The sequence below is a fragment of the Streptomyces sp. NPDC013187 genome (assembly GCF_042899705.1).
Lineage (GTDB): Bacteria > Actinomycetota > Actinomycetes > Streptomycetales > Streptomycetaceae > Streptomyces > Streptomyces hawaiiensis_A.
In genome coordinates, this window is sequence record NZ_JBIBAF010000017.1 from 26,297 (window position 1) to 48,255 (window position 21,959).

General features: G+C 71.4%; 18 protein-coding genes. 10 read left to right on the top strand and 8 right to left on the bottom strand.

The window, feature by feature from the left end; translation table 11 throughout:
- Positions 1-208 precede the first annotated feature (208 nt).
- The 3 genes from ACFY5B_RS31330 (at position 209) to ACFY5B_RS31340 (ending at position 2,532) form a co-directional block, all read left to right on the top strand.
- Positions 209-868 (top strand): TetR/AcrR family transcriptional regulator, encoded by a 660-nt coding sequence (locus tag ACFY5B_RS31330; RefSeq protein ID WP_389975920.1) that lies wholly within the window; start codon positions 209-211, stop codon positions 866-868.
- 4 nt (positions 869-872) lie between these two features.
- Positions 873-1,172, top strand: a complete 300-nt coding sequence (locus tag ACFY5B_RS31335; RefSeq protein ID WP_389975923.1) for a hypothetical protein — start codon at positions 873-875, stop codon at positions 1,170-1,172.
- A gap of 106 nt (positions 1,173-1,278) precedes the next feature.
- Entirely contained in the window at positions 1,279-2,532 is a 1,254-nt protein-coding gene (locus ACFY5B_RS31340) for an NlpC/P60 family protein (protein ID WP_389975926.1), read from the top strand.
- Here ACFY5B_RS31340 and ACFY5B_RS31345 read toward each other — a convergent pair.
- The 5 genes from ACFY5B_RS31345 to ACFY5B_RS31365 are packed head-to-tail and all read right to left on the bottom strand — an operon-like array spanning position 2,496 to position 8,440.
- The gene (locus ACFY5B_RS31345; RefSeq protein ID WP_344458750.1) at positions 2,496-3,758 is read right to left on the bottom strand and encodes a styrene monooxygenase/indole monooxygenase family protein; all 1,263 of its coding nucleotides are present in this window, start codon (positions 3,756-3,758) and stop codon (positions 2,496-2,498) included. The genes ACFY5B_RS31340 and ACFY5B_RS31345 overlap by 37 nt on opposite strands.
- A gap of 12 nt (positions 3,759-3,770) precedes the next feature.
- A complete protein-coding gene (locus tag ACFY5B_RS31350; protein WP_389975929.1) occupies positions 3,771-4,418 on the bottom strand; it encodes an ATP/GTP-binding protein in 648 nt (215 codons plus the stop codon).
- A complete protein-coding gene (locus ACFY5B_RS31355) occupies positions 4,399-4,821 on the bottom strand; it encodes a DUF742 domain-containing protein (protein ID WP_104784842.1) in 423 nt (140 codons plus the stop codon). Before ACFY5B_RS31355 ends, ACFY5B_RS31350 begins: the two co-directional genes overlap by 20 nt.
- Entirely contained in the window at positions 4,818-5,342 is a 525-nt protein-coding gene (locus tag ACFY5B_RS31360) for a roadblock/LC7 domain-containing protein (RefSeq protein WP_389975932.1), read from the bottom strand. Before ACFY5B_RS31360 ends, ACFY5B_RS31355 begins: the two co-directional genes overlap by 4 nt.
- Positions 5,339-8,440 carry a nitrate- and nitrite sensing domain-containing protein gene (locus tag ACFY5B_RS31365; protein ID WP_389975935.1) on the bottom strand — a complete coding sequence of 1,034 codons (3,102 nt, stop codon included), beginning with the start codon at positions 8,438-8,440 and terminating at the stop codon, positions 5,339-5,341. Before ACFY5B_RS31365 ends, ACFY5B_RS31360 begins: the two co-directional genes overlap by 4 nt.
- Before the next feature lie 368 nt (positions 8,441-8,808).
- Between ACFY5B_RS31365 and ACFY5B_RS31370 the strand changes: the two genes are divergently transcribed.
- Positions 8,809-9,594 carry a protein phosphatase 2C domain-containing protein gene (locus ACFY5B_RS31370; protein WP_389975938.1) on the top strand — a complete coding sequence of 262 codons (786 nt, stop codon included), beginning with the start codon at positions 8,809-8,811 and terminating at the stop codon, positions 9,592-9,594.
- A gap of 38 nt (positions 9,595-9,632) precedes the next feature.
- Here the strand turns inward: ACFY5B_RS31370 and ACFY5B_RS31375 are convergent, their stop codons facing one another.
- On the bottom strand, positions 9,633-10,124 hold the full coding sequence (locus ACFY5B_RS31375) for a MarR family winged helix-turn-helix transcriptional regulator (protein WP_104784851.1): 492 nt from the start codon (positions 10,122-10,124) through the stop codon (positions 9,633-9,635).
- Between the two features lie 191 nt (positions 10,125-10,315).
- Positions 10,316-12,730 carry an endopeptidase La gene (lon, locus tag ACFY5B_RS31380; protein ID WP_389975941.1) on the bottom strand — a complete coding sequence of 805 codons (2,415 nt, stop codon included), beginning with the start codon at positions 12,728-12,730 and terminating at the stop codon, positions 10,316-10,318.
- 176 nt (positions 12,731-12,906) lie between these two features.
- On the opposite strand from lon, the gene ACFY5B_RS31385 reads away from it, so the two are divergent.
- On the top strand, positions 12,907-13,566 hold the full coding sequence (locus ACFY5B_RS31385) for a GNAT family N-acetyltransferase (protein WP_389975944.1): 660 nt from the start codon (positions 12,907-12,909) through the stop codon (positions 13,564-13,566).
- Positions 13,567-13,689: 123 nt separating this feature from the next.
- Here ACFY5B_RS31385 and ACFY5B_RS31390 read toward each other — a convergent pair whose 3' ends face one another.
- Positions 13,690-14,526: a rhomboid-like protein gene (locus ACFY5B_RS31390; protein ID WP_389976279.1), complete on the bottom strand. Its 837-nt coding sequence runs from the start codon at positions 14,524-14,526 to the stop codon at positions 13,690-13,692.
- Between the two features lie 189 nt (positions 14,527-14,715).
- Between ACFY5B_RS31390 and ACFY5B_RS31395 the strand changes: the two genes are divergently transcribed.
- From ACFY5B_RS31395 to ACFY5B_RS31415, 5 genes are all read left to right on the top strand, one after another.
- Entirely contained in the window at positions 14,716-15,393 is a 678-nt protein-coding gene (locus tag ACFY5B_RS31395; protein ID WP_389975947.1) for a spermidine synthase, read from the top strand.
- A 135-nt stretch (positions 15,394-15,528) separates the two neighbouring features.
- Positions 15,529-16,269 carry a response regulator transcription factor gene (locus ACFY5B_RS31400; RefSeq protein ID WP_389975950.1) on the top strand — a complete coding sequence of 247 codons (741 nt, stop codon included), beginning with the start codon at positions 15,529-15,531 and terminating at the stop codon, positions 16,267-16,269.
- A complete protein-coding gene (locus tag ACFY5B_RS31405) occupies positions 16,266-17,375 on the top strand; it encodes a HAMP domain-containing sensor histidine kinase (RefSeq protein WP_352098397.1) in 1,110 nt (369 codons plus the stop codon). The genes ACFY5B_RS31400 and ACFY5B_RS31405 overlap by 4 nt, the downstream gene beginning before the upstream one ends.
- A gap of 281 nt (positions 17,376-17,656) precedes the next feature.
- Positions 17,657-21,502, top strand: a complete 3,846-nt coding sequence (locus ACFY5B_RS31410) for a multifunctional oxoglutarate decarboxylase/oxoglutarate dehydrogenase thiamine pyrophosphate-binding subunit/dihydrolipoyllysine-residue succinyltransferase subunit (protein WP_389975953.1) — start codon at positions 17,657-17,659, stop codon at positions 21,500-21,502.
- Between the two features lie 88 nt (positions 21,503-21,590).
- A complete protein-coding gene (locus tag ACFY5B_RS31415; protein ID WP_003992906.1) occupies positions 21,591-21,770 on the top strand; it encodes a DUF6104 family protein in 180 nt (59 codons plus the stop codon).
- Positions 21,771-21,959: the final 189 nt, after the last annotated feature.

The window sequence follows — 21,959 nt, forward strand, 5'->3', positions numbered from 1 at the left end:
CGCGTACGGCGGGAAGGGGCCGTGTCGGAGGGTGTCGCCCGCAGCGGTTGGCGCGTCACCGGGGAGTCAGTCGGTACGCAACCCCATCGCGCCGTTCCGAGGACGGACACCCCGCGGCGCGGCCCCGACCCACCCCCCACGCAAAGGCGAAGATGCGCATCCCCGCCACCGCTACGCAGCCCCCGGCCCCCCGATTACGCTGCGAGGCATGACACCAGCCGCCCCCACCCCCGCCTACCGGCGACTCAGCGTCGAGGAACGCCGCAGTCAGCTGCTCACCTCCGCCCTGAACCTCTTCGCCCACCGCGCCCCGGAGGAGGTGTCCCTGGACGACGTGGCGGAGGCGGCCGGCGTCTCACGCCCCCTGGTGTACCGGTACTTCCCGGGCGGCAAACAACAGCTCTACGAGGCCGCCCTGCGCTCCGCCGCCGACGAGCTCCAGCACTGCTTCGACGAACCCCGCGAGGGCCCCCTCCTCCCCCGCCTGTCCCGCGCCCTCGACCGCTACCTCACCTTCGTCGACCAGCACGGCACCGGCTTCAGCGCCCTCCTCCAGGGCGGCAGCGTCGTGGAGACGTCCCGCACCACCGCCATCGTCGACGGCGTCCGCCGCGTCGCCGCCGAGCACATCCTCAGCCACCTGGGCGTCACCGGCCCCGGCCCGCGTCTGCGCATGACCATCCGCATGTGGATCACGGCCGTGGAGGCGTCGTCACTCATCTGGCTCGACGAGGACAAGCAGCCCCCCGCCGGGGAACTCCGCGACTGGCTCGTCGAGCAGTTCGTGGCGATGCTGACCGTGACCGCCCGCCGCGACCCGCAGACCGACGCCCTGGTCCGGGCGCTCGCCGAGGATCCCCGACACTGATCCCGTGAGAAGCGAAGACACCCCCTTCGAGGGCGGCCCCATGGACGGCAGGGTCCTGCCCGTCCTCCTCGGCATCACCGGCCACCCGCCCAAGACGTACCGCATCCCCGTCCCGGACCCCGACGGCGGACCGGACACCGTGCTCGTCTACCGCCGCGTGCCCCGGGGACCGGGCAAGGTCGGCCTGTCCAACCGCTGGAAGTACGCGTACGCCCCGGAGGGCGTCCCGCCCCGCCGGCTGAACTGGCCCTGGTCGAAGCCAGCCGCCACGCCGCCCGGCAAGCCGGACGACGCCGACGGGTGACCCTGTTGCGCCGAACCGCGCACACCCACCGCGCGCACCGCCCGTACACGCCTGATCCTCACGATGTCCGGCGGCACCACGCCGCCCCCGCACCGGAGGTGATGGCATGTCAGGAAAGCTTCTGCGTCTGGTCTGCATCGCGGCGACGGCGGCCGGAACCGCCCTGGCACCCGTCCCGGCCAGGGCCGTCCCCGAGCCGGACACGGAACAGCGCGGGGTCGCGGACCTCCTGACGGATCTTCAGGGGCTGTACCGGAAGGCCGAGGAGGCCACCGAGGCCTACAACGGCACCGAGGAGAAGCTGAAGAAGCAGCGCGCCGAGACCGACCGTCTGGACCGCGCCCTCGCTCGCGCCCGGCTCTCCCTGCACGACAGCCGGGGCGCGGCCGGCCGGCTGGCCCGGCAGCAGTACCAGAGCAGCACCGACATCTCCCCGTACGTCCGCCTGCTCCTGGCCCGCGATCCGCAGCACGCGATCGAGCAGGGCCATGTGATCGGCCGGCTCGCGCGGGAACGGGCCGGCACCGTCACCCGGCTGACCGGCAACGAGCACAAGGCCGACGAACTGGCCCGCAAGGCACGCACCGCCCTCGACCGGCAGCTCGCCCTCACCGAACGGCGCAAGAAGGAACGGGACGAGGTCCGCACCCGCCTCCACGACGTCGAGGAACTGCTCGCCTCCCTCAGCCGTGAACAGCTCACCGCGCTCGCCGGGTTGGAACGGAAGGGCATCGCGAAGGCACAGTCGGACTTCATCGCGTCGGGCGCGCTCGGCAGCGAGGACAGCTTGGACGACGCGGACGACGCGGACAGCGGCGACGGCAGCGGCGACGGCAGCGAGAACGGCAAGAACAGAGACAGCCGCGGGAGCGGCAACACCGTCCGCGCCCCGTCCGCCGAAGGCCGCCGGGCCGTGCGCTACGCCGTGCGGCAGCTCGGCAAGCCGTACGAGTGGGCCGCGGAGGGTCCGCGCACGTACGACTGCTCGGGGCTGACCTCGCAGGCGTGGGCCGAGGCCGGGACGCCCGTCCCCCGGACCAGTCAGGAGCAGTGGAAGCGGCTGAAGCGGATTCCGCTGGACGAACTGCGCCCCGGCGACCTGGTCGTGTACTTCCCCAAGGCCACGCACGTGGCGCTGTACCTCGGCGACGGCATGGTCGTCCATGCACCCCGTCCGGGAGCGAAGGTGAAGGCGTCACCGATCGCTGCCAACCCGGTCCTGGGCGCCGTACGACCGGACCCGGACGGGGAGCCCCTGCGGCGCTACGAGCCGCCGGAGCTCCCCGAGGGTGCCACGGACGGGTCCGACGAGGGCTACGACGGTTACGCGGCGCCCGCGCCGGACACCTCGGCCAGGTAGGCCTGCGTCTTGTCCGGGTCGTAGAAGAAGTTCTCGAAGTCGGCCGGGTTGTCGAAGCCGTTGGCGAAGCGGTCGGCGACCGGCTGGAGCTCACCGGCGGCGCCGATGAGGTTCAGGATGTGCTCCGGCGGCGGCGCGAGCATCGCGTTGGTCCACTTGGTGACGTGCTGGGCGGTGTTCCAGTAGCGGTCGAAGGTGGCCCGCATCCACTCCTCGTCGAACGGCTTGTCGCCGTGCTCGGTGATCGAGGAGAGGTAGGCGGCGGCGCACTTGGACGCGGAGTTGGAGCCCTGTCCGGTGATCGGGTCGTTCGCGACGACGACGTCCGCCACGCCGAGCACGAGTCCACCGCCGGGGAGGCGGCCGATCGGGTTGCGGACGGTGGGGGCGTAGCGCCCGGCCAGCGTGCCGCCGGCGTCGGTCAGTTCGACCTTGGTGGCCCGCGCGTACTCCCAGGGGACGTACCGCTCCATGAGTTCCAGGGTCAGGGAGAGGTGCTCCGCGGGGTCCTTCACGCCGTTGAAGGCGTCGAGCGGGCCGCCGGGTATGCCCTCCCAGAACAGGATGTCGGCGCGGCCGGAGGTGGTCAGCGTCGGCATGACGAACAGCTCGCCGACACCCGGCACGAGGTTGCAGCGGACCGCTTCGGTGCCCGGGTGCTCGGGGCGCGGGCCCAGGCCGTGGACGTACGACACGGCCAGCGCGCGCTGCGGCTCGCTGTAGGGGGACCGCTCGGCGTCACGGCCGAACATCTGGACCAGTTCGCCCTTGCCGGCCGCGACGAGCACCAGGTCGTACGTCCGGGAGAAGTAGTCGAGGTCGCCGACGGCCGCGCCGTGGATGACGAGCTGGCCGCCGCGCTGGGCGAACGTCTCCATCCAGCCGGCCATCTTCACGCGCTGGTCGACGGACTGGGCGTAGCCGTCGAGCCTGCCCAGCCAGTCGATGGCACGGGCGGAGGGGCCTTCGGCCCAGGAGCCGGGGGCGGCGACCGAGACGCCGAGTCCTTCGATCTTCGGGGCCTGGGACTCCCAGAAGTTCAGCTGGAGGTCGCGCTCGTGCTGCAGGGCCGTGTGGAACATGCACTGCGTGGACATGACCCGGCCGGTGCGGATCTCGTCCGCCGTCCGGTTGGACATCAGGGTGACCTCGTACCCCTGTGACTGGAGGCCGAGAGCGATCTGGAGCCCGGACTGACCGGCTCCGACGACGAGTATCTTCCGCATGCGGGCTGTCCTCTACTCGGGGGTTTCGTCGAGCGCGTGGCCCACGAGGGCCAGGAGGGTCTCGATCACGGAGATCCGGCGACGCGCGTCCATGATCATGACAGGTATGTGTCGCGGGATGGTCAGGGCCTCCCGCACATCCTCCGGCTCGAACAGCTCGCTGCCGTCGAAGTGGTTGACCGCGACCACGTACGGCAGCCCGGAGCTCTCGAAGTAGTCCAGGACCGGGAAGCAGTCCTTCAGGCGGCGGGTGTCGGCCAGGACGACGGCGCCGATCGCGCCGCGCACGATGTCGTCCCACATGAACCAGAACCGCTGCTGGCCCGGCGTGCCGAACAGGTAGAGCACCAGGTCGTCGTCGAGCGTGATGCGCCCGAAGTCCATGGCCACGGTGGTGGTGGACTTGCCCGGGGTGGCGGTGAGGTCGTCGGTCGCCTCGCTCGCCTCGGTCATCAGCGCCTCCGTCTGCAGGGGCGTGATCTCCGAGACGGCGGTGACCAGCGTGGTCTTGCCCACACCGAAGCCACCCGCCACCACGATCTTCGTGGCGATGGGGGCGCGGGTGCGGTCCGTCTCCCAGGCGTGCATGCTGTCGTCCGGCCGGACGGACGGGGAGGAACCAGCAACGCCGTGAGCGGCGTCAGAGACGACGGAGTCCACTCAGCACCCTTTCCAGCAGAGCCCGGTCCGGGCGGCCCGTGCCATGGCCGGTGCCCGTTCCGTACACACGGATCTTTCCCTGGTCCGCGAGGTCGCTGAGGAGCACGCGGACCACGCCGAGCGGCATCTTCAGCAGCGCGGCGATCTCGGCCACCGTACGCATCCGGCGGCACAGTTCGACGATGGCCCGCAGCTCCGGCATCACGCGGGTGGAGAGGTGGCCGTTCGTCAGTTCCCTGCGCTCCTCGGGGGCGTCGAGCGCGGCCGTGCTCGCCACGAACGTCTCCACGAGGAGGACGTGGCCGAACCGGGTGCGGCCACCGGTGAGCGAGTACGGGCGGACCCGGGCGGGTTTGCGGTCACCGCCGCGGACCGGGAGGTGCTGCTTCGGCGTACTGCTCATCGGGCACTCCCCGTCGTCTGGGAATCCTCCAGGGACTTCCGGAGCTCGCTGCGGAGCTCCGGAGTCAGCACGTGACCGGCGCGGCCGACGAACAGGGCCATGTGGTACGCCACCACGCTCATGTCGCAGTCCGCGGAGCCGTGGACGCCGAGCAGCGAGCCGTCGCTGATGGACATCACGAACAGGCTGCCCTCGTCCATGGCGATCATCGTGTGCCGGACGCCGCCGAAGTCCATCAGCCGGGCGGCGCCGACGGTGAGGCTGCCGATGCCGGAGACGATGGTGGCCAGGTCGGCGGCGGAGCCGCGCGGGCCGGTGCGGCGGGTGCCGCGGGCCTGCAGGGCCTCCCGCGCCTCCTTGTTGCGGTGGTCGTCGGAGGAGAGCAGAAGCAGTCCGTCGGACGAGACGACCGCGACCGAGAGGATGCCGGGTACCTCCTCGACGAGGTTGGTCAGCAGCCAGTGCAGGTTGCGGGCCTCACTGCTCAGTCCGATCAGTCCGAAGGTACTGGGAGCGGTCAACTGCTTGCCTCCTCGACTGTGCCCCCCGTGGATTCTTCGGATCCAGCTGGTCGTGCCGTGCCGGTGTCCGGCCGCTGGTGCGAGGCCGTCCTCTCGGCGATCTCCGCCTCCACGTCGCGGTACCCCGCCTGTGCGCCCTGGCGGAAGCCGCCGAGGCGGCGGCGCAGGGCTTCGGCGTCGACGGAGCCGCTGCGCTGGCGCGGGGCGGTGGTCTGTGCGGTGATCTTCGGAGTGCGCTTGGGGAGGCCCTTGTCGGTGACGCGGTCCTCCTCCTCGTCGGGCACGCGCTCGTGCTCGGGGCTCTCGTCCCGGCCCGCGCCCCCCGGGTGGGAACCGCCCTCGGGCTCGGGCTGCCCGAAGGGGCCGGTCTCGCCCGTACGGAAGGCGGCGTCGGGCGCGGGCCGCTCGTGCGGGCCGGTCGTACGGGAAGCGGCGTCGGGCGCGGGCCGCTCGTGCGGGCCGGTCGTACGGGAAGCGGCGTCGGGCGCGGGCCGCTCGTGCGGGCCGGTCTCGGCGCCGTCGACCGCGGTTCCGTGCCCCGCCGGGTCCGGCTCCCCCGCCTGCGCCGGGATCAGCAGCTCCATCGTGGTCTCCGCGGGGGATTCCACGGGTGCGGCGGTCTCGTCCGGGTCGGCGTGTGTCCCCGGCTCTGCGTGTGCCGCCGGCTCGGCGTGTGCCGCCGGCTCACCGGGCGCTGCCGGTTCGGCGGATGCCGCCGGGGCTGTCGCTGCCGCCTCCGGCGACTCCGGCACCTCCAGCGCCTTGGGCACCTCGGGCGCATCGGACGCCTCTGCCGGTCCCGGCTCCCCGGCCGGTTCCGGGTGGTGGGTGGGCGTCGTGGCCTCCGTGGCTTCGTCCTGGCGTACCGCCTTCTCCGCCAGGGTCACCAGCGGGTCGTCGCCGGAGGCGCGGCCGTGCAGGACGTTGGAGTTGGCCTCGGCGTCGGCGCCCGGGAAGGAGTAGGAGTGGGCTGTGCCGGTGAGGGGGCCGGAGGTCGGTACGGCCACCGGCGGGGCGGCGGCGAGGAGCGTGCGCGGCAGGACGACGACCGCCGCGACACCGCCCTGCTTCTGCTCGCGCAACTGGACGCGCACGCCGTGGCGGTGGGCGAGCCGGGCCACGACGTACAGACCGAGGCCGAGACCGTCCTCGCCCTCCTGGTCGTAGGGCGCCTCGGGGTCGAAGTCGGCGAGGCGGGAGTTGAGGCGCTCCAGCCGGTCCTCGGCCATGCCGATGCCCTCGTCCTGGACGGACAGCATGACCTCGCCGTTCTCCAGCAGCCAGCCGGAGATCTCGACGGGCAGGTCGGGCGGGGAGAACGAGGTGGCGTTCTCCATGAGTTCGGCCAGCAGGTGGGAGAGGTCGTCCGCGGCGAACCCGGCGATGTGCGCGTGCGGCGGCAGCGCGGCGATCCGGACCCGCTCGTAGCGCTCGATCTCGCTCACCGCGGCCCGGACGACGTCCACCAGCGGCACCGGCCCGGCGGCGTGCTGGACGTGCTCGGTGCCGGCGAGGACCAGCAGGTTCTCGCTGTGCCGGCGCATGACCGTGGCGAAGTGGTCGAGCTTGAACAGCGTGGCGAGCCGGTCCGGGTCCTGCTCGCGCTCCTCCAGGTTCTCGATGACGGCCAGTTGCCGCTCGACGAGGCCGAGGGTGCGCAGGGCGAGGTTGACGAACGTCCCGCCGATGGCGGTGCGCAGCCGCTCCAGCTGGGCGGCGGACTCGGCGAGTTCACCGCGCAGTTCCTCGCGCGCGTCGGCCATCTTCTGGCGCTGGCCGACCAGGTGCTTGCGGTCGGACTCCAGCGTGGTGATCCGCTCGGTGAGGGCGGCGGCGTGCGCGTGCAGGGCGTTGACGGAGCGGACGGCCTGGGCGAACTCGTCGTTGCGGCCGGTGAACTTCACCGGCTCCTCGGCGGCCGGGTCGTCGGCCTCGGCGAGGCGCTTGGACCCCAGGCGGAGGACCGCGAGCGGACGGGTGAGGCTGCGGGCCATGCCCGTGGCGACGCCGACGGCGAGCAGCATGAGGGCGCCGAGCACGGCGATGCGGATCTCCAGCGCGGTGACGTCGTCGTCGCGCAGCGCCTCGAGGTCCTTGGTGCGGCGGTCGTAGAGGGCCGACTCCACGCCGCGCATCAGGTCGACGCGGGCGGACAGGGTCGCGTCCAGCTTCTTGGTGCTGGTGGCGAGGTCGGTGCGGGAGAGCGTCGGCTGGTCGGTCAGGGTGGCGAGGTACTTGTCCGCGGAGTTGACCTCGGTGCCGGTGACCGTGGAGTCGAAGGAGGCGCGGGCCGGCTTGGGCGCGGTGTCGCGGAAGTCGGCCAGGGCCGCGTCGGAGCGCAGCCGGGCCTGCTGGGCGGCGGCGCTGAGGGCGTCACGCTGCCGGGCGTCGGCGTCCGAGGAGGTGGAGGTCTCGGTCGGCAGGCCGGTGACGGGGTCGACGACCGTCTCGGTGCTGCGCGGCACGCTGAGCGCGGCGAGCAGCAGCCCGCGGGCCGCGGCGGCCTGCTGGACGGCGGAGTCCAGCTCGGCCAGCGCGTGACCGCCGGCTCCCGCGCGCGGTGGGGTCCGCTGCGCCAGCTGCTCGGCGAGGTCGTGGAGTTCGGTGATGGCGCGGGAGTACGCCTGGTGCGCTTCGAGGGCGCTGCTCTTGCCGGTGAGCGCCGCCCTGCGCACGGCCGCTATGCCGTCGAGGTCCGAGCGGAGCGAGGCGGGCGTGTCGGTGTCGGAGCGGAGCTCCTCGACCTGCCGGTCCACCCGGGCGCTGCGCTGCTCGGAGGGCGCCTTGGACTTGGGGCGTCCGGCCGCGATGTAGGAGGTGACGTCGTCCCGTTCGTCGGCGAGGGAGTGCGCGAGGGCGAGCGCGTCCTGCGTCTGCTCCGCGAGCGTCACCAGTTGCTGGGAGTCGTGGAGCTGCCCGGAGGCGGCCAGGACGGACGGGGTGCCGGCACCGGCGATGGCCGCGGCGACCACGGCCACGGCCACGATCAGCCGGTTGCGTACGTGCGTGGGGCGGCCCGTGCCGGTGGGGGGCGTCGGCTCAGCGCCCTGAACGGGGGCCTTCTGCTTGCCTGTGCGACGAGGCCGCGTCTTCTGCACCGGTGCTCGCATTCCTGACTCGTGAACCCTTGGGCCCGGGTGACGCTCCGTCAACTGGTGCGTACTCCCGGTACACTTCCCGACCCTCCCAGCGCCGGTGGGCAGCGCACGCGCATCACCTGACCCGCCACCCGAAGGAGTGAACCCCGGACGGGAGTTGAGGGGCAAGTTCCGCAGGCCCTTGCAGCGACCTTGCGCGGCACACCGGTTGGACGATGGCGACGGCCGGTGGCAGTATTCGCCACCACGCCTTCCCGGAACAAATCATTCCCTCCCAAACCTGGCGTCTGACCTGCGCGACTGCGCCGGTCAGGCAACCGTTGCCGGTCTCCTGCGGACCTTGTGAAGGGCTCGTGCAGACTGGCTGGATGCGCACTGAACTCGCCTCGGAGCCGGGAGACGCCGACCGCCCCAACGAGGACTTCGCCGGTGTCGGGCTACCGGCCTCGGGGCAGGGCGGTTCGGTCGTCGTTCTGGACGGGGTCACGCCGCCAAGAACCGGGACGGGCTGTCTGCATTCCGTTCCCTGGTTCACCGCACGCCTCGGTGGGGCACTGACCGAACTGACCGTTTCACTCCCGGATGTCCCCCTGGTCGACGCCTTGTCCCGCGCCATCGCGCGTACCTCCGAGGCGCACGCCGCAACCTGTGACCTTTCTCACCCTCGAACTCCTCAGGCCACGGTGGTCGTGGCCCGCTGGAATCCGGCCACGGTGGAATATCTGGTCCTGTCCGACTCGGCCCTGCTGCTGGAGTCGCCGGACGGCGTGGTGACTCCCGTCCTCGACGACCGGCTGGCCCTGCTCCCCCGCGCGGCGCTGGCCACCGACGCGCTGGTGGACTCCACGTTCCGCAACCTGGAGGGCGGCTTCTTCACAGCGGCCGCCGACCCCTCGGTGGCCGCCCGGGCGGTGACCGGAACCGTGCCCCGGCGCGAGGTGCGTGCCCTGGCCGCGCTGACGGACGGCGCGACGCGCTGGGTCGAGCGGTTCGAGGAGGGCGACTGGACGGACTGCTTCCACCTGATCCGCAAGGAGGGACCCCAGGCACTGGTGGACCGCGTCCGGACACTGGAGCGGTCGGCCGCCGCCACGACCTTCCTGGGCCGGAGCAAGAGGCACGACGACGCGACGGCGGCGTTCGTCGAGTTCTAGTACCGCCCCACGCACCGGGGCACCGGCCGGTGCGTGGCCTACTTCTCCATGCCGCGGTTGAGCTGGTTCAGCAGCCGGGCCAGTTCCGTGACCTCGCGGGAGTCCCAGTCGGCCAGGCGACCGGCGTAGCGGGCGCGGCGGGCCTCCCGGACCCGGCGGACGCGGTCGTGGCCCTCCTGGGTGAGGGCGACGAGCCAGGCGCGCCCGTCGGCGGGGTCGGGCTCGCGGGCCACCAGCCCGAGTTCCTCCAGGGCGCGCAGCTGGCGGGACATCGTCGCCTTGCCGACCCCGATGTAGGCGGCCAGCTCGGTGGCCCGCTGCTTCCCGTACTCGTCCAGCCGCACGAGCAGGCCGTACGCGGACGACTCCAGGTCGGGGTGGACCTCGCGGGCCATCTCGCCCTGGCTGGCCCGGGCGCGCCGCAGCAGCACGGTCAGTTCGCGCTCCAGCGCCAGGAAGGCGGGCTGATCCACACCGGTTCCGGCCACACCGGCGTCGCGGTGTCCGTCGTCGTTGCCGCCCTCGTGCACGTCAGCCCCTGCCTCGGTCGTCACCCGGTCGTGAGAACGCCGGTACCTGAATTTTCCGCCACCTGCCGTCATCACCGCAGTTCGGCAAGTATTCCGCAGGTCAGGGCGTCCGTGTCCACAGGGCCACCACACGGTGAAGGCCCGGGCCTCCCTCACGAGAACCCGGGCCTTCCCTTGTCCGGTCACGTCCGTCACGCCGCGACCGGAACCTCCGGCGTGGCACCCGCGGTGGCGGGCGCGAGCGCCAGCTCCAGGACCTGGCGGACGTCGGTGACGGCGTGGACGTCGAGCTTGTCCAGCACCTCCGCCGGGACGTCGTCCAGGTCGGGCTCGTTGCGCTTGGGGATGATCACCGTGGTGACCCCGGCCCGGTGCGCCGCGAGCAGCTTCTGCTTCACGCCGCCGATCGGCAGCACCCGCCCGGTGAGCGAGACCTCGCCGGTCATCGCCACGTCCGTGCGGACCAGCCGGCCGGACAGCAGGGACGCGAGGGCCGTCGTCATGGTGATGCCGGCGCTCGGGCCGTCCTTGGGGACCGCGCCCGCCGGGAAGTGGATGTGCACGCCCCGGTCCTTAAGGTCGGCCACCGGCAGTTCGAGCTCGGCGCCGTGGGAGCGCAGGAAGCTCAGCGCGATCTGCGCGGACTCCTTCATCACGTCGCCCAGCTGACCGGTCAGGGTCAGTCCGGCCGCGCCGGTCTCCGGGTCGGACAGGGACGCCTCGACGTACAGGACGTCACCGCCCGCTCCGGTCACCGCGAGGCCGGTCGCCACGCCGGGGACGGACGTCCGCCGCTCGGCCGGGTCCTGGGCGGACTCGGGCACGTGGTGCGGCCGGCCGATCAGGTCGCGCAGGTCCTCGTCCCGGACGGTGAAGGGCAGCTTCCGCTCGCCCAGTTCGTGCTGGGCCGCGACCTTGCGCAGCAGCCGTGCGACGGACCGCTCCAGGGTGCGCACGCCCGCCTCGCGGGTGTACTCGCCGGCGAGCTTGCGCAGGGCGCCCTCGTCGATGGTCACCTCGTCCTCGCCGAGCCCGGCCCTCTCCAGCTGGCGCGGGAGCAGATGGTCACGGGCGATGACGACCTTCTCGTCCTCGGTGTAGCCGTCCAGGCGGACGATCTCCATCCGGTCGGCCAGGGCCTCCGGGATCGCCTCCAGGACGTTGGCGGTGGCGAGGAAGACGACGTCGGACAGGTCCAGCTCGACCTCCAGGTAGTGGTCCCGGAAGGTGTGGTTCTGCGCCGGGTCGAGCACTTCGAGGAGGGCCGCGGCCGGGTCGCCCCGGAAGTCCGAACCCACCTTGTCGATCTCGTCGAGCAGCACGACCGGGTTCATCGAGCCGGCCTCCTTGACGGCCCGGACGATCCGGCCCGGCAGCGCGCCGACGTACGTACGCCGGTGGCCGCGGATCTCGGCCTCGTCGCGGACGCCGCCGAGGGCGACGCGGACGAACTTGCGGCCCATGGCATGGGCGACGGACTCGCCGAGGCTGGTCTTGCCGACGCCGGGCGGCCCGACGAGCGCCAGCACGGCACCGCCGCGCCGCCCGCCGACCACGCCCAGTCCCCGGTCGGTACGCCGCTTGCGCACCGCCAGGTACTCGGTGATCCGCTCCTTCACGTCCTCCAGGCCGGAGTGCTCGGCGTCGAGGACGGCCTGGGCGCCCTGGATGTCGTAGGCGTCCTCGGTGCGCTCGTTCCACGGCATCTCCAGGACCGTGTCGAGCCAGGTGCGGATCCAGGAGCCCTCGGGCGACTGGTCGGAGGACCGCTCCAGCTTGTCGACCTCCTTGAGCGCTGCCTCGCGGACCTTCCCGGGCAGGTCGGCGGCCTCCACTCGGGTGCGGTAGTCGTCGGACTCCTCGCCCTCCTGCTCGCCGTTGAGCTCGCGCAGCTCCTTGCGCACGGCGTCCAGCTGACGGCGCAGCAGGAACTCGCGCTGCTGCTTGTCCACGCCCTCCTGGACGTCCTTGGCGATCGACTCGGCCACGTCCTGCTCGGCGAGGTGGTCGCGCAACTGCTGGGTGGCGAGCTTCAGCCGGGCCACCGGGTCGGCGGTCTCCAGCAGTTCGATCTTCTGGTCGGTGGTCAGGAACGGTGAGTAGCCGGAGTTGTCGGCGAGCGCGGAGACGTCGTCGATGGCCTGGACCCGGTCGACGACCTGCCAGGCGCCGCGCTTGCGCAGCCAGGCGGTGGCGAGGGCCTTGTACTCCTTCACCAGTTCGGCGAGATGCCCGGGCAGGGGCTCCGGCACGGTCTCGTCGACCTGGGTGCCTTCCACCCAGAGGGCGGCACCGGGACCCGTGGTCCCCGCGCCGATGCGCACCCGGCCCCGGCCGCGGATCAGGGCGCCCGGGTCGCCGTCGGCGAGCCGGCCGACCTGCTCGACGGTGCCGAGGACACCGGTGTTCGCGTAGGTCCCGTCGATGCGTGGCACCAGGAGTACCCGGGGCTTTCCGGGCGTTGACCGGGCAGCGGCCTGAGCGGCCTCCACCGCGGCGCGGACCTCGGAATCGCTCAGGTCCAGCGGGACCACCATTCCGGGCAGCACGACCTCGCCGTCGAGCGGCAGCACGGGCAGGGTGAGCGGTGTGGACGTCGAAGCCATGATCTCCCTTTCGGCAGTCAAGTTGAGCTATGCCGACTCAATGCTTGAGCGGGGCCGGATGTTCCCCAGTCACTGTTCGCTGTCAGCGATCACCCGTGACACCGGTGCCGGGAGGGCACGTAAGGTCCCCTCGGGTAAGGGATGATCAGGTTACGCGCTCATTACAGGGGGATGGCATGGACGGAACCGTGCAGGCCTGGGTGAACGGGTGGGTCGTGTCGCGCGGGGCCGCGCCGCCCATGACCGAGCCGTGGGGCTGGACGATCGACATGGGCATGTACGGGCACGTCACGCGGCACGTGTTCGGCGCCACGGGCGAGGACCTCGACGAGACGACCGTCCGCAAGGTGGCCGGCGCGGTGACCGGGCACGGCGTGTGGCTGAAGGCCTTCCGGGACCCCTCGGTGGTCTCCGGCTGGCTGGACGACGACTGGTGGATCGACCCCGAGCCCGGCTGCCTGATGACGGTTCCACTGAAGGCGGACGGCGCTCCGGCCGTCCCCGAGGGCTTCCGGCTGCGCGAGTGGTCGCGCGGTGGAGTGACCCGTCTGATGGTGGCCGCGCCGGACGGGTCCCTGGCGGCCCGCGGACAGGTCACCCCGACGGGCCGGACCGCCGTCGTCGACCAGATCGAGACGGCTCCCGAGCACCGCCGCAAGGGTCTGGGCAGCCTCGTCGTGCGGACCTTGCAGAACGCCGCCGTCCGGCAGGGGGCGCGCACCGGAGTCCTGGCCGGCACCCCGGCGGGCCGAGGGCTCTACGAGGCGTTGGGCTGGGAGATGGTGGCCCCGCTGACCAGCGCCAGGCACGACCCGCCGGCCTCCGCCCGGCCCTGAAGCGCCTCAAGCTCGGGCCCCGGCAGTCCCGGACTTGAAAGCCTTACGGTCAGGCCCCGGCAGTCCCGGACTTGGAAGCCTTACGGTCGGGCCCCGGCAGGCCCGGACCCGAAAGCCTTACGGTCAGGCCCCGGCCACGCCGGGGTGGGTCGCGTACCACCGCCGGACCACCGGCCAGGTCGCGATCCCGATGCCCAGCGCGATGAGGTGCCCCCAGTTCGTCATCGGATCGGCGTAGGCGAGCAGGTCCTGGAGCAGCATCCAGCCGAATGCGGCCAGCAGCGGCAGACGCTGCCACAGCGGCAGCAGACCGGCCAGGGCGCCGATACCGGCGGCGACGCCGAAGCTGACGCCGTAGTCGAGGCGGTGCAGGGAGCTGCCGGGGAGGTGCCCGGCCAGGACCGCGAGTCCCACCGGGACCTCGGTCGCGAGAGTGGCGAGGACATGCCCGAGCAGGAAGACGCCGGCCGTGCGCACGCCCCCGATCCGCCGTTCCAACGCTGTCAGCACCAGTACGAAGGCGATCGCGAACGGCGAGGTCACGCCGCCCGCGACCCACAGGGCGCTGCCGACCAGCACCAGCTCCGGCGTGCGCACCAGGTGCGTCACATCCGTGCTGGAGCCCTGGAGCAGGGCGTGCACGAGGGCCGGATTCGCGTGCGCGGAGATCAGTGAGGTGAGGCAGAGGAGGAGCGCGTATCCGAAGGTGAACGGCGTACCGGTGGGGGTGGGAAGCAGCAGCCAGGGGCGCAGACCGGGCGGCAGCCGCCACGGGCGCAGTCGTCGCCGGAGCTCCGCCGCCGGACCGGGCTGCCGATCGGGCTGCCGTACCCCCGCGACGGCGCGCTCGCCCGGGCCCCGCTGCCGCGGCACTCCGTCCAGCAGCCCCGGTGCATCCGCGTCGGGCGCGCCGGCCGGCGTCGGTGCGGCCGTATCGGGGGGCGGCACGGTGCGTTCCACCACGGGCACTCCTTCCGTCAGGTCCCAGCCTTCGCTCCGGACACTCCGCTGTCTGTGACCCTCGCCACGCGAGAGCCGATTCACAGCAACCCGAAAGCCCCGCCCCGCGTCCCCCGCGTCCCCCGCGTGACCCGCGAGGCCCGGCGAAATGCGAGGCGCCTCACCCCCCACCCCTGTCAGGATGCCCCCATGCCTGCCTCGTACGACATTCCCGACGTCCTGGACCGTCGTGAGGGCCCCCACGGTGAGGTGGTGCTGCGGCGGCACGGCGACCGGCTGGAGATCATCGCCAACGGCTGTTTCCTGATGGACACCTCCGACGGCCGCTCGGAGCGGCGGCTGGTCGACGCGGCGCTGGACGCCCTGGCCGGCCGGGACCGCCCCGACGTCCTGATCGGCGGACTCGGCGTCGGCTTCTCCCTCGCGCACGCCGCGGCGGACCCGCGCTGGGGACGGATCACGGTGGTGGAACGCGAGCACGCGATCGTCGAATGGCACCGCGACGGCCCGCTGTCCGCGCTCTCCGCCCGGGCCCTGGCGGACCCCCGCACGCACATCGTCGAAACCGATCTCGTCACATACGTCAATGAGACATCCGACACGTACGACGCCCTGTGCCTCGACATCGACAACGGACCCGGCTGGACCGTCACGGAGGGCAACGGAAATCTCTACCGGGCAGCCGGACTGGCCAGCTGTGCAAGGGTGTTGAGACCCGGCGGGGTTCTGGCCGTCTGGTCCGCCCAGCCGTCACCGGAATTCGAAGAAACCTTGCGGAATGCCGGGTTCCAACAGGTGCGTACCGAAGAGATCCCGGTTGCCCGGGGCGTTCCGGACGTCGTACACCTCGCCATCAGCCCTGGATAGCAAAGGCGTACTGACTCCCCGTACGCTGCTCCCCTGACGCCGATCATTCAAGCGTCAATCGCAACCATGCGCAGGCATAGCCAGTCAGAAGGAATCACCCCACTGATTCCGGAAAGCACACCCCAGGGGCGGGCGATGGAGCAGACACAGACCTCCCACAACGGTTCGGCGACGGCTACTACTGGCGCACAGCGCCGGGTCCTGGTGGTCGAGGACGACGCGACGATCGTGGACGCCATCGCGACCCGCCTGCGGGCCGAGGGATTCCTCGTGCAAACGGCGGGTGACGGCCCGGCCGCGGTCGACACGGCCGAGGCGTGGCAGCCCGACCTGCTGATCCTCGACATCATGCTGCCCGGCTTCGACGGTCTGGAGGTCTGCCGGCGCGTGCAGGCCGCCCGCCCGGTGCCGGTGATGATGCTCACCGCGCGCGACGACGAGACCGACATGCTGGTCGGTCTCGGGGTCGGCGCCGACGACTACATGACCAAGCCGTTCTCGATGCGGGAGCTGGCGGCACGCGTGCACGTCCTGCTGCGCCGGGTGGAGCGGGCCGCCATCGCGGCGGCCACTCCCCGCTCCGGCATCCTGCGCCTCGGCGAACTGGAGATCGACCACGCGCAGCGCCGGGTCCGGGTGCGCAGCGAGGACGTCCACCTCACGCCCACCGAGTTCGACCTGCTGGTGTGCCTGGCCAACACCCCGCGCGCGGTGCTCTCCCGTGAGCAGCTGCTCGCCGAGGTCTGGGACTGGGCGGACGCCTCCGGCACCCGCACGGTCGACAGCCACATCAAGGCCCTGCGCCGGAAGATCGGCGCCGAGCGGATCCGCACGGTGCACGGCGTGGGTTACGCCCTGGAGACCCCGACGCCATGAGCGGCGGGCCGGCCGCACGGAGAAACCCCGGGGAGAACCCCTGGGGCGGGGTGAGCCCGTTCTCGATCAAGACCAAGCTGGGCGCGCTGGTCGTCATCTCGGTGCTGATCACCACGGGCCTGTCGGTGATCGCGGTGCACACCAAGACGGAGCTGCGCTTCATCACGGTCTTCTCGATGATCGCCACGCTTCTCATTACGCAGTTCGTGGCCCATTCACTCACCGCACCGCTGGACGAGATGACCGCGGTGGCCCGCTCCATCTCCCAGGGCGACTACACCCGCCGCACGCGGGAGAACCGCCGTGACGAGCTGGGCGACCTGGCCGTGACGATCAACGCCATGGCCGATGAGCTGGAGGCCCAGGACAGCCAGCGCAAGGAACTCGTGGCGAATGTCTCGCACGAGCTGCGCACGCCCATCGCGGGTCTGCGCGCGGTGCTGGAGAACATCGTCGACGGCGTCACGCAGGCCGACCCGGAGACCATGCGCACGGCCCTGAAGCAGACCGAGCGCCTCGGGCGGCTGGTGGAGACGCTGCTGGACCTGTCCCGGCTGGACAACGGCGTCGTACCGCTGAAACAGCGGCGGTTCGAGGTGTGGCCGTACCTTTCCGGCGTGCTGAAGGAGGCCAACATGGTCGCCTCCGTACGCGCGGGCATCGCCACCGGCTCGGGCAGTCACACCCGTACGGACGTCCATCTGCACCTCGACGTCCATCCACCGGAGTTGACCGCGCACGCCGACCCGGAGCGCATCCACCAGGTCGTCGCCAATCTCATCGACAACGCGGTCAAGCACAGCCCGCCGCACGGCCGGGTGACGGTCAAGGCGCGGCGCGGCGCCCTGCCGGAGTCGCTGGAACTGGAGGTCCTGGACGAGGGCCCCGGCATTCCGAAGTCCGAGTGGCACCGCGTCTTCGAGCGGTTCAACCGCGGCAGCGCCAAGCGGCCGCAGGGGCCGGGCAGCGACGGCGGCACGGGCCTCGGCCTGGCGATCGCCCGCTGGGCGGTGGACCTGCACGGGGGCCGGATCGGAGTGGCCGAATCCGAGCGCGGTTGCCGGATTCTTGTCACTCTTCCGGGACTGTCATCTGTGCCAAGTTGACGTAAAGTTCGAAGCGGAGCCACAAGATCCACGGGCGTCCGCGCTGACGGACACGTGTGATCAGGCACGGGCCCGCGCCATCGGCGCCCTGGGCCCTCCCCCGCTCTTGCCTCATTAAGCGGAACCACGCTTGTTTCCCGCCATTTCAAGCCCCGAAACACGGTTCCAGATGTGATGTGCACGACGTTGAACGGGCCCGGCCTGACCTTCCCCCTCCAGGGGGCGTAGCCTTGATTCCCGCTGTCCATCATCTTGTGAAGCGGAAGAGGGCGGTTGCCGCCGTGTCGCCACAGTCCCCCAGTAATTCGAGCATCTCGACCGACACCGACCAAGCGGGGAAGAACCCTGCCGCGTCGTTCGGTGCCAACGAGTGGCTCGTCGACGAGATCTATCAGCAGTACCTCCAGGACCCGAATTCCGTAGACCGCGCCTGGTGGGACTTCTTCGCCGACTACAAGCCAGGGGCGGCCGCCGCCTCGGCTCCGGCGGGTACCGCGGCCGCGGGGGCCGCGGGGACCACCACCGCTCCTGCGGCCGCTCCCGCGCAGGCTCCCGCCCCGGCCGCCGAGAAGCCCGCCGCCGCTCCGGCGCCCGCCCCGGCTCCGGCCCAGGCGAAGCCCGCCGCGCAGGCCCCGGCCCCCGCGCAGGCCCCCGCTCCGGCCAAGGCCCCCGCTCCGGCGCAGGCCGCCCCGGCCGCGAAGCCCGCCGCCAAGCCCGCTGCCGCGGCGAAGAAGGCGGAGCCCGCCGGTGAGGCCCCCTCGGGCCCCGAGCAGGTCGTGCTGCGCGGCCCCGCCGCCGCGGTCGCCAAGAACATGAACGCCTCGCTGGAAGTGCCCACGGCCACGTCCGTGCGCGCGGTCCCGGTGAAGCTGCTGTTCGACAACCGCATCGTCATCAACAACCACCTGAAGCGCGCCCGGGGCGGGAAGATCTCCTTCACGCACCTGATCGGCTACGCGATGGTGCAGGCCATCAAGGCCATGCCGTCGATGAACTACTCCTTCGCGGAGAAGGACGGCAAGCCGACCCTGGTCAAGCCGGAGCACGTCAACTTCGGCCTCGCGATCGACCTGGTCAAGCCCAACGGCGACCGCCAGCTCGTGGTCGCGGGCATCAAGAAGGCCGAGACGCTGAACTTCTTCGAGTTCTGGCAGGCCTACGAGGACATCGTCCGCCGCGCCCGCGACGGCAAGCTGGGCATGGACGACTTCACCGGCGTGACGGTCTCCCTGACCAACCCCGGCGGCCTCGGCACCGTCCACTCCGTGCCGCGTCTGATGCCCGGCCAGTCCGTGATCATGGGCGTCGGCTCCATGGACTACCCGGCGGAGTTCCAAGGCACCTCCCAGGACACCCTGAACAAGCTCGGCATCTCGAAGGTCATGACGCTCACGTCGACCTACGACCACCGGGTCATCCAGGGCGCCGCCTCGGGCGAGTTCCTGCGGATCGTCGCGAACCTGCTGCTCGGCGAGAACGGCTTCTACGACGACATCTTCGAGGCGCTGCGCATCCCCTACGAGCCGGTCCGCTGGCTCAAGGACATCGACGCCAGCCACGACGACGACGTCACGAAGGCCGCCCGCGTCTTCGAGCTGATCCACTCCTACCGGGTCCGCGGCCACGTCATGGCCGACACCGACCCGCTGGAGTACCAGCAGCGCAAGCACCCCGACCTGGACATCACCGAGCACGGGCTCACGCTGTGGGACCTGGAGCGCGAGTTCGCCGTCGGCGGCTTCTCCGGCAAGTCGATGATGAAGCTGCGCGACATCCTCGGCGTGCTGCGCGACTCGTACTGCCGCACCACCGGCATCGAGTTCATGCACATCCAGGACCCCAAGCAGCGCAAGTGGATCCAGGACCGCGTGGAGCGCCCGCACTCCAAGCCGGAGCGTGAGGAGCAGCTGCGCATCCTGCGCCGGCTGAACGCCGCCGAGGCGTTCGAGACGTTCCTGCAGACGAAGTACGTCGGCCAGAAGCGCTTCTCCCTGGAAGGCGGCGAGTCCGTCATCCCGCTGCTGGACGCCGTGCTGGACTCGGCCGCCGAGTCGCGCCTGGACGAGGTCGTCATCGGCATGGCCCACCGCGGCCGCCTGAACGTCCTGGCGAACATCGTCGGCAAGTCGTACGCGCAGATCTTCCGTGAGTTCGAGGGCAACCTCGACCCGAAGTCGATGCACGGCTCCGGTGACGTGAAGTACCACCTGGGCGCCGAGGGCACCTTCACCGGTCTCGACGGCGAGCAGATCAAGGTCTCCCTGGTCGCGAACCCCTCGCACCTGGAGGCGGTGGACCCGGTCCTGGAGGGCGTCTCGCGCGCCAAGCAGGACATCATCAACAAGGGCGGCACGGACTTCACCGTCCTGCCGGTGGCGATCCACGGCGACGCGGCCTTCGCGGGCCAGGGCGTGGTGGCCGAGACCCTGAACATGTCGCAGCTGCGCGGCTACCGCACCGGCGGCACGGTCCACATCGTCATCAACAACCAGGTCGGCTTCACCGCGGCCCCCGAGTCCTCGCGTTCCTCCATGTACGCGACGGACGTGGCCCGCATGATCGAGGCCCCGATCTTCCACGTGAACGGCGACGACCCGGAGGCCGTGGTCCGCGTCGCGCGGCTCGCCTTCGAGTTCCGCCAGGCGTTCAACAAGGACGTGGTGATCGACCTCATCTGCTACCGCCGCCGCGGTCACAACGAGTCGGACAACCCGGCCTTCACCCAGCCGCTGATGTACGACCTGATCGACAAGAAGCGCTCGGTGCGCAAGCTTTACACCGAGTCCCTCATCGGTCGCGGCGACATCACCCTGGAAGAGGCCGAGCAGGCGCTGCAGGACTACCAGGGCCAGCTGGAGAAGGTCTTCACGGAGGTCCGTGAGGCCACGTCCCAGCCGGGGACGGTCGAGTCCACGGACCCGCAGGCCGAGTTCCCGGTCGCCGTGAACACCGCGGTGACCACGGAGGTCGTCAAGCGGATCGCCGAGTCCCAGGTCAACATCCCCGACAACATCACCGTGCACCCGCGTCTGCTGCCGCAGCTGCAGCGCCGGGCGTCGATGGTCGAGGACGGCACGATCGACTGGGGCATGGGCGAGACCCTCGCGATCGGTTCCCTCCTGCTGGAGGGCGTGCCGGTCCGCCTGGCGGGCCAGGACTCGCAGCGCGGTACGTTCGGCCAGCGCCACGCGGTCATCATCGACCGCAGCACGGGCGACGAGTACACGCCGCTGCAGTACCTCTCCGAGGACCAGGCGCGGCTCAACGTCTACAACTCCCTGCTCTCCGAGTACGCGGCGATGGGCTTCGAGTACGGCTACTCGCTGGCCCGCCCCGAGGCGCTCGTGATGTGGGAGGCGCAGTTCGGCGACTTCGTCAACGGCGCCCAGACGGTCGTGGACGAGTTCATCTCCTCGGCCGAGCAGAAGTGGGCCCAGACGTCCGGCGTCGTCCTGCTCCTGCCGCACGGCTACGAGGGCCAGGGCCCGGACCACTCGTCCGCCCGCCCGGAGCGCTTCCTGCAGATGTGCGCGCAGAACAACATGACGGTCGCCATGCCGACGTCGCCGTCGAACTACTTCCACCTCCTGCGGTGGCAGGTGCACAACCCGCACCACAAGCCGCTGGTGGTCTTCACGCCGAAGTCGATGCTGCGCCTGAAGGCCGCGGCGGCGAAGGCGGAGGAGTTCACGACGGGTCAGTTCCAGCCGGTCATCGGCGACGCGTCGGTGGACCCGGCCGCGGTCAAGAAGGTCGTCTTCTGCGCCGGCAAGGTCTACTACGACCTGGAGGCCGAGCGTCAGAAGCGCGGTGTGACGGACACGGCGATCATCCGCATCGAGCGCCTGTACCCGCTGCCGGGTGCCGAGCTCCAGGCGGAGATCAAGAAGTACCCGAACGCCGAGAAGTACCTGTGGGCCCAGGAGGAGCCGGCGAACCAGGGTGCCTGGCCGTTCATCGCACTCAACCTGATCGACCACCTGGATCTGGCGGTCGGCGCGGACGTCCCGCACGGCGAGCGGCTGCGGCGCATCTCGCGCCCGCACGGCTCGTCCCCCGCGGTGGGTTCCGCGAAGCGGCACCAGGCCGAGCAGGAGCAGCTGGTGCGTGAGGTGTTCGAGGCGTAATCGCCCTCGTGCAGTGCGTGCGCGGCCGGGCCGCATCCCCCGCTCGGGGGGTGCGGCCCGGCCGTTTTCGCGCACCTATCCTTGAGGCATGTACTTCACGGACCGTGGCATCGAGGAACTGGAGAAGCGGCGCGGCGAGGAGGAAGTCACCTTCGAGTGGCTCGCCGAGCAGCTGCGGACGTTCGTCGATCTCAATCCCGACTTCGAGGTGCCGGTGGAGCGGCTGGCCACGTGGCTGGCGCGGCTGGACGACGAGGACGACGAGTAGGGACCGGCTGCGGAGGCTCCGAGGACCACGAGCAGGCACCGGCTCCAGCCGCTACGAGGACCACGAGCAGGCACCGGCTCCAGCCGCTCCGAAGACCACGAGCAGGCACCGGCTCCAGCCGCTACGAGGACCACGAGCAGGCACCGGCTCCAGCCGCTACGAGGACCACGAGCAGGCACCGGCTCCAGG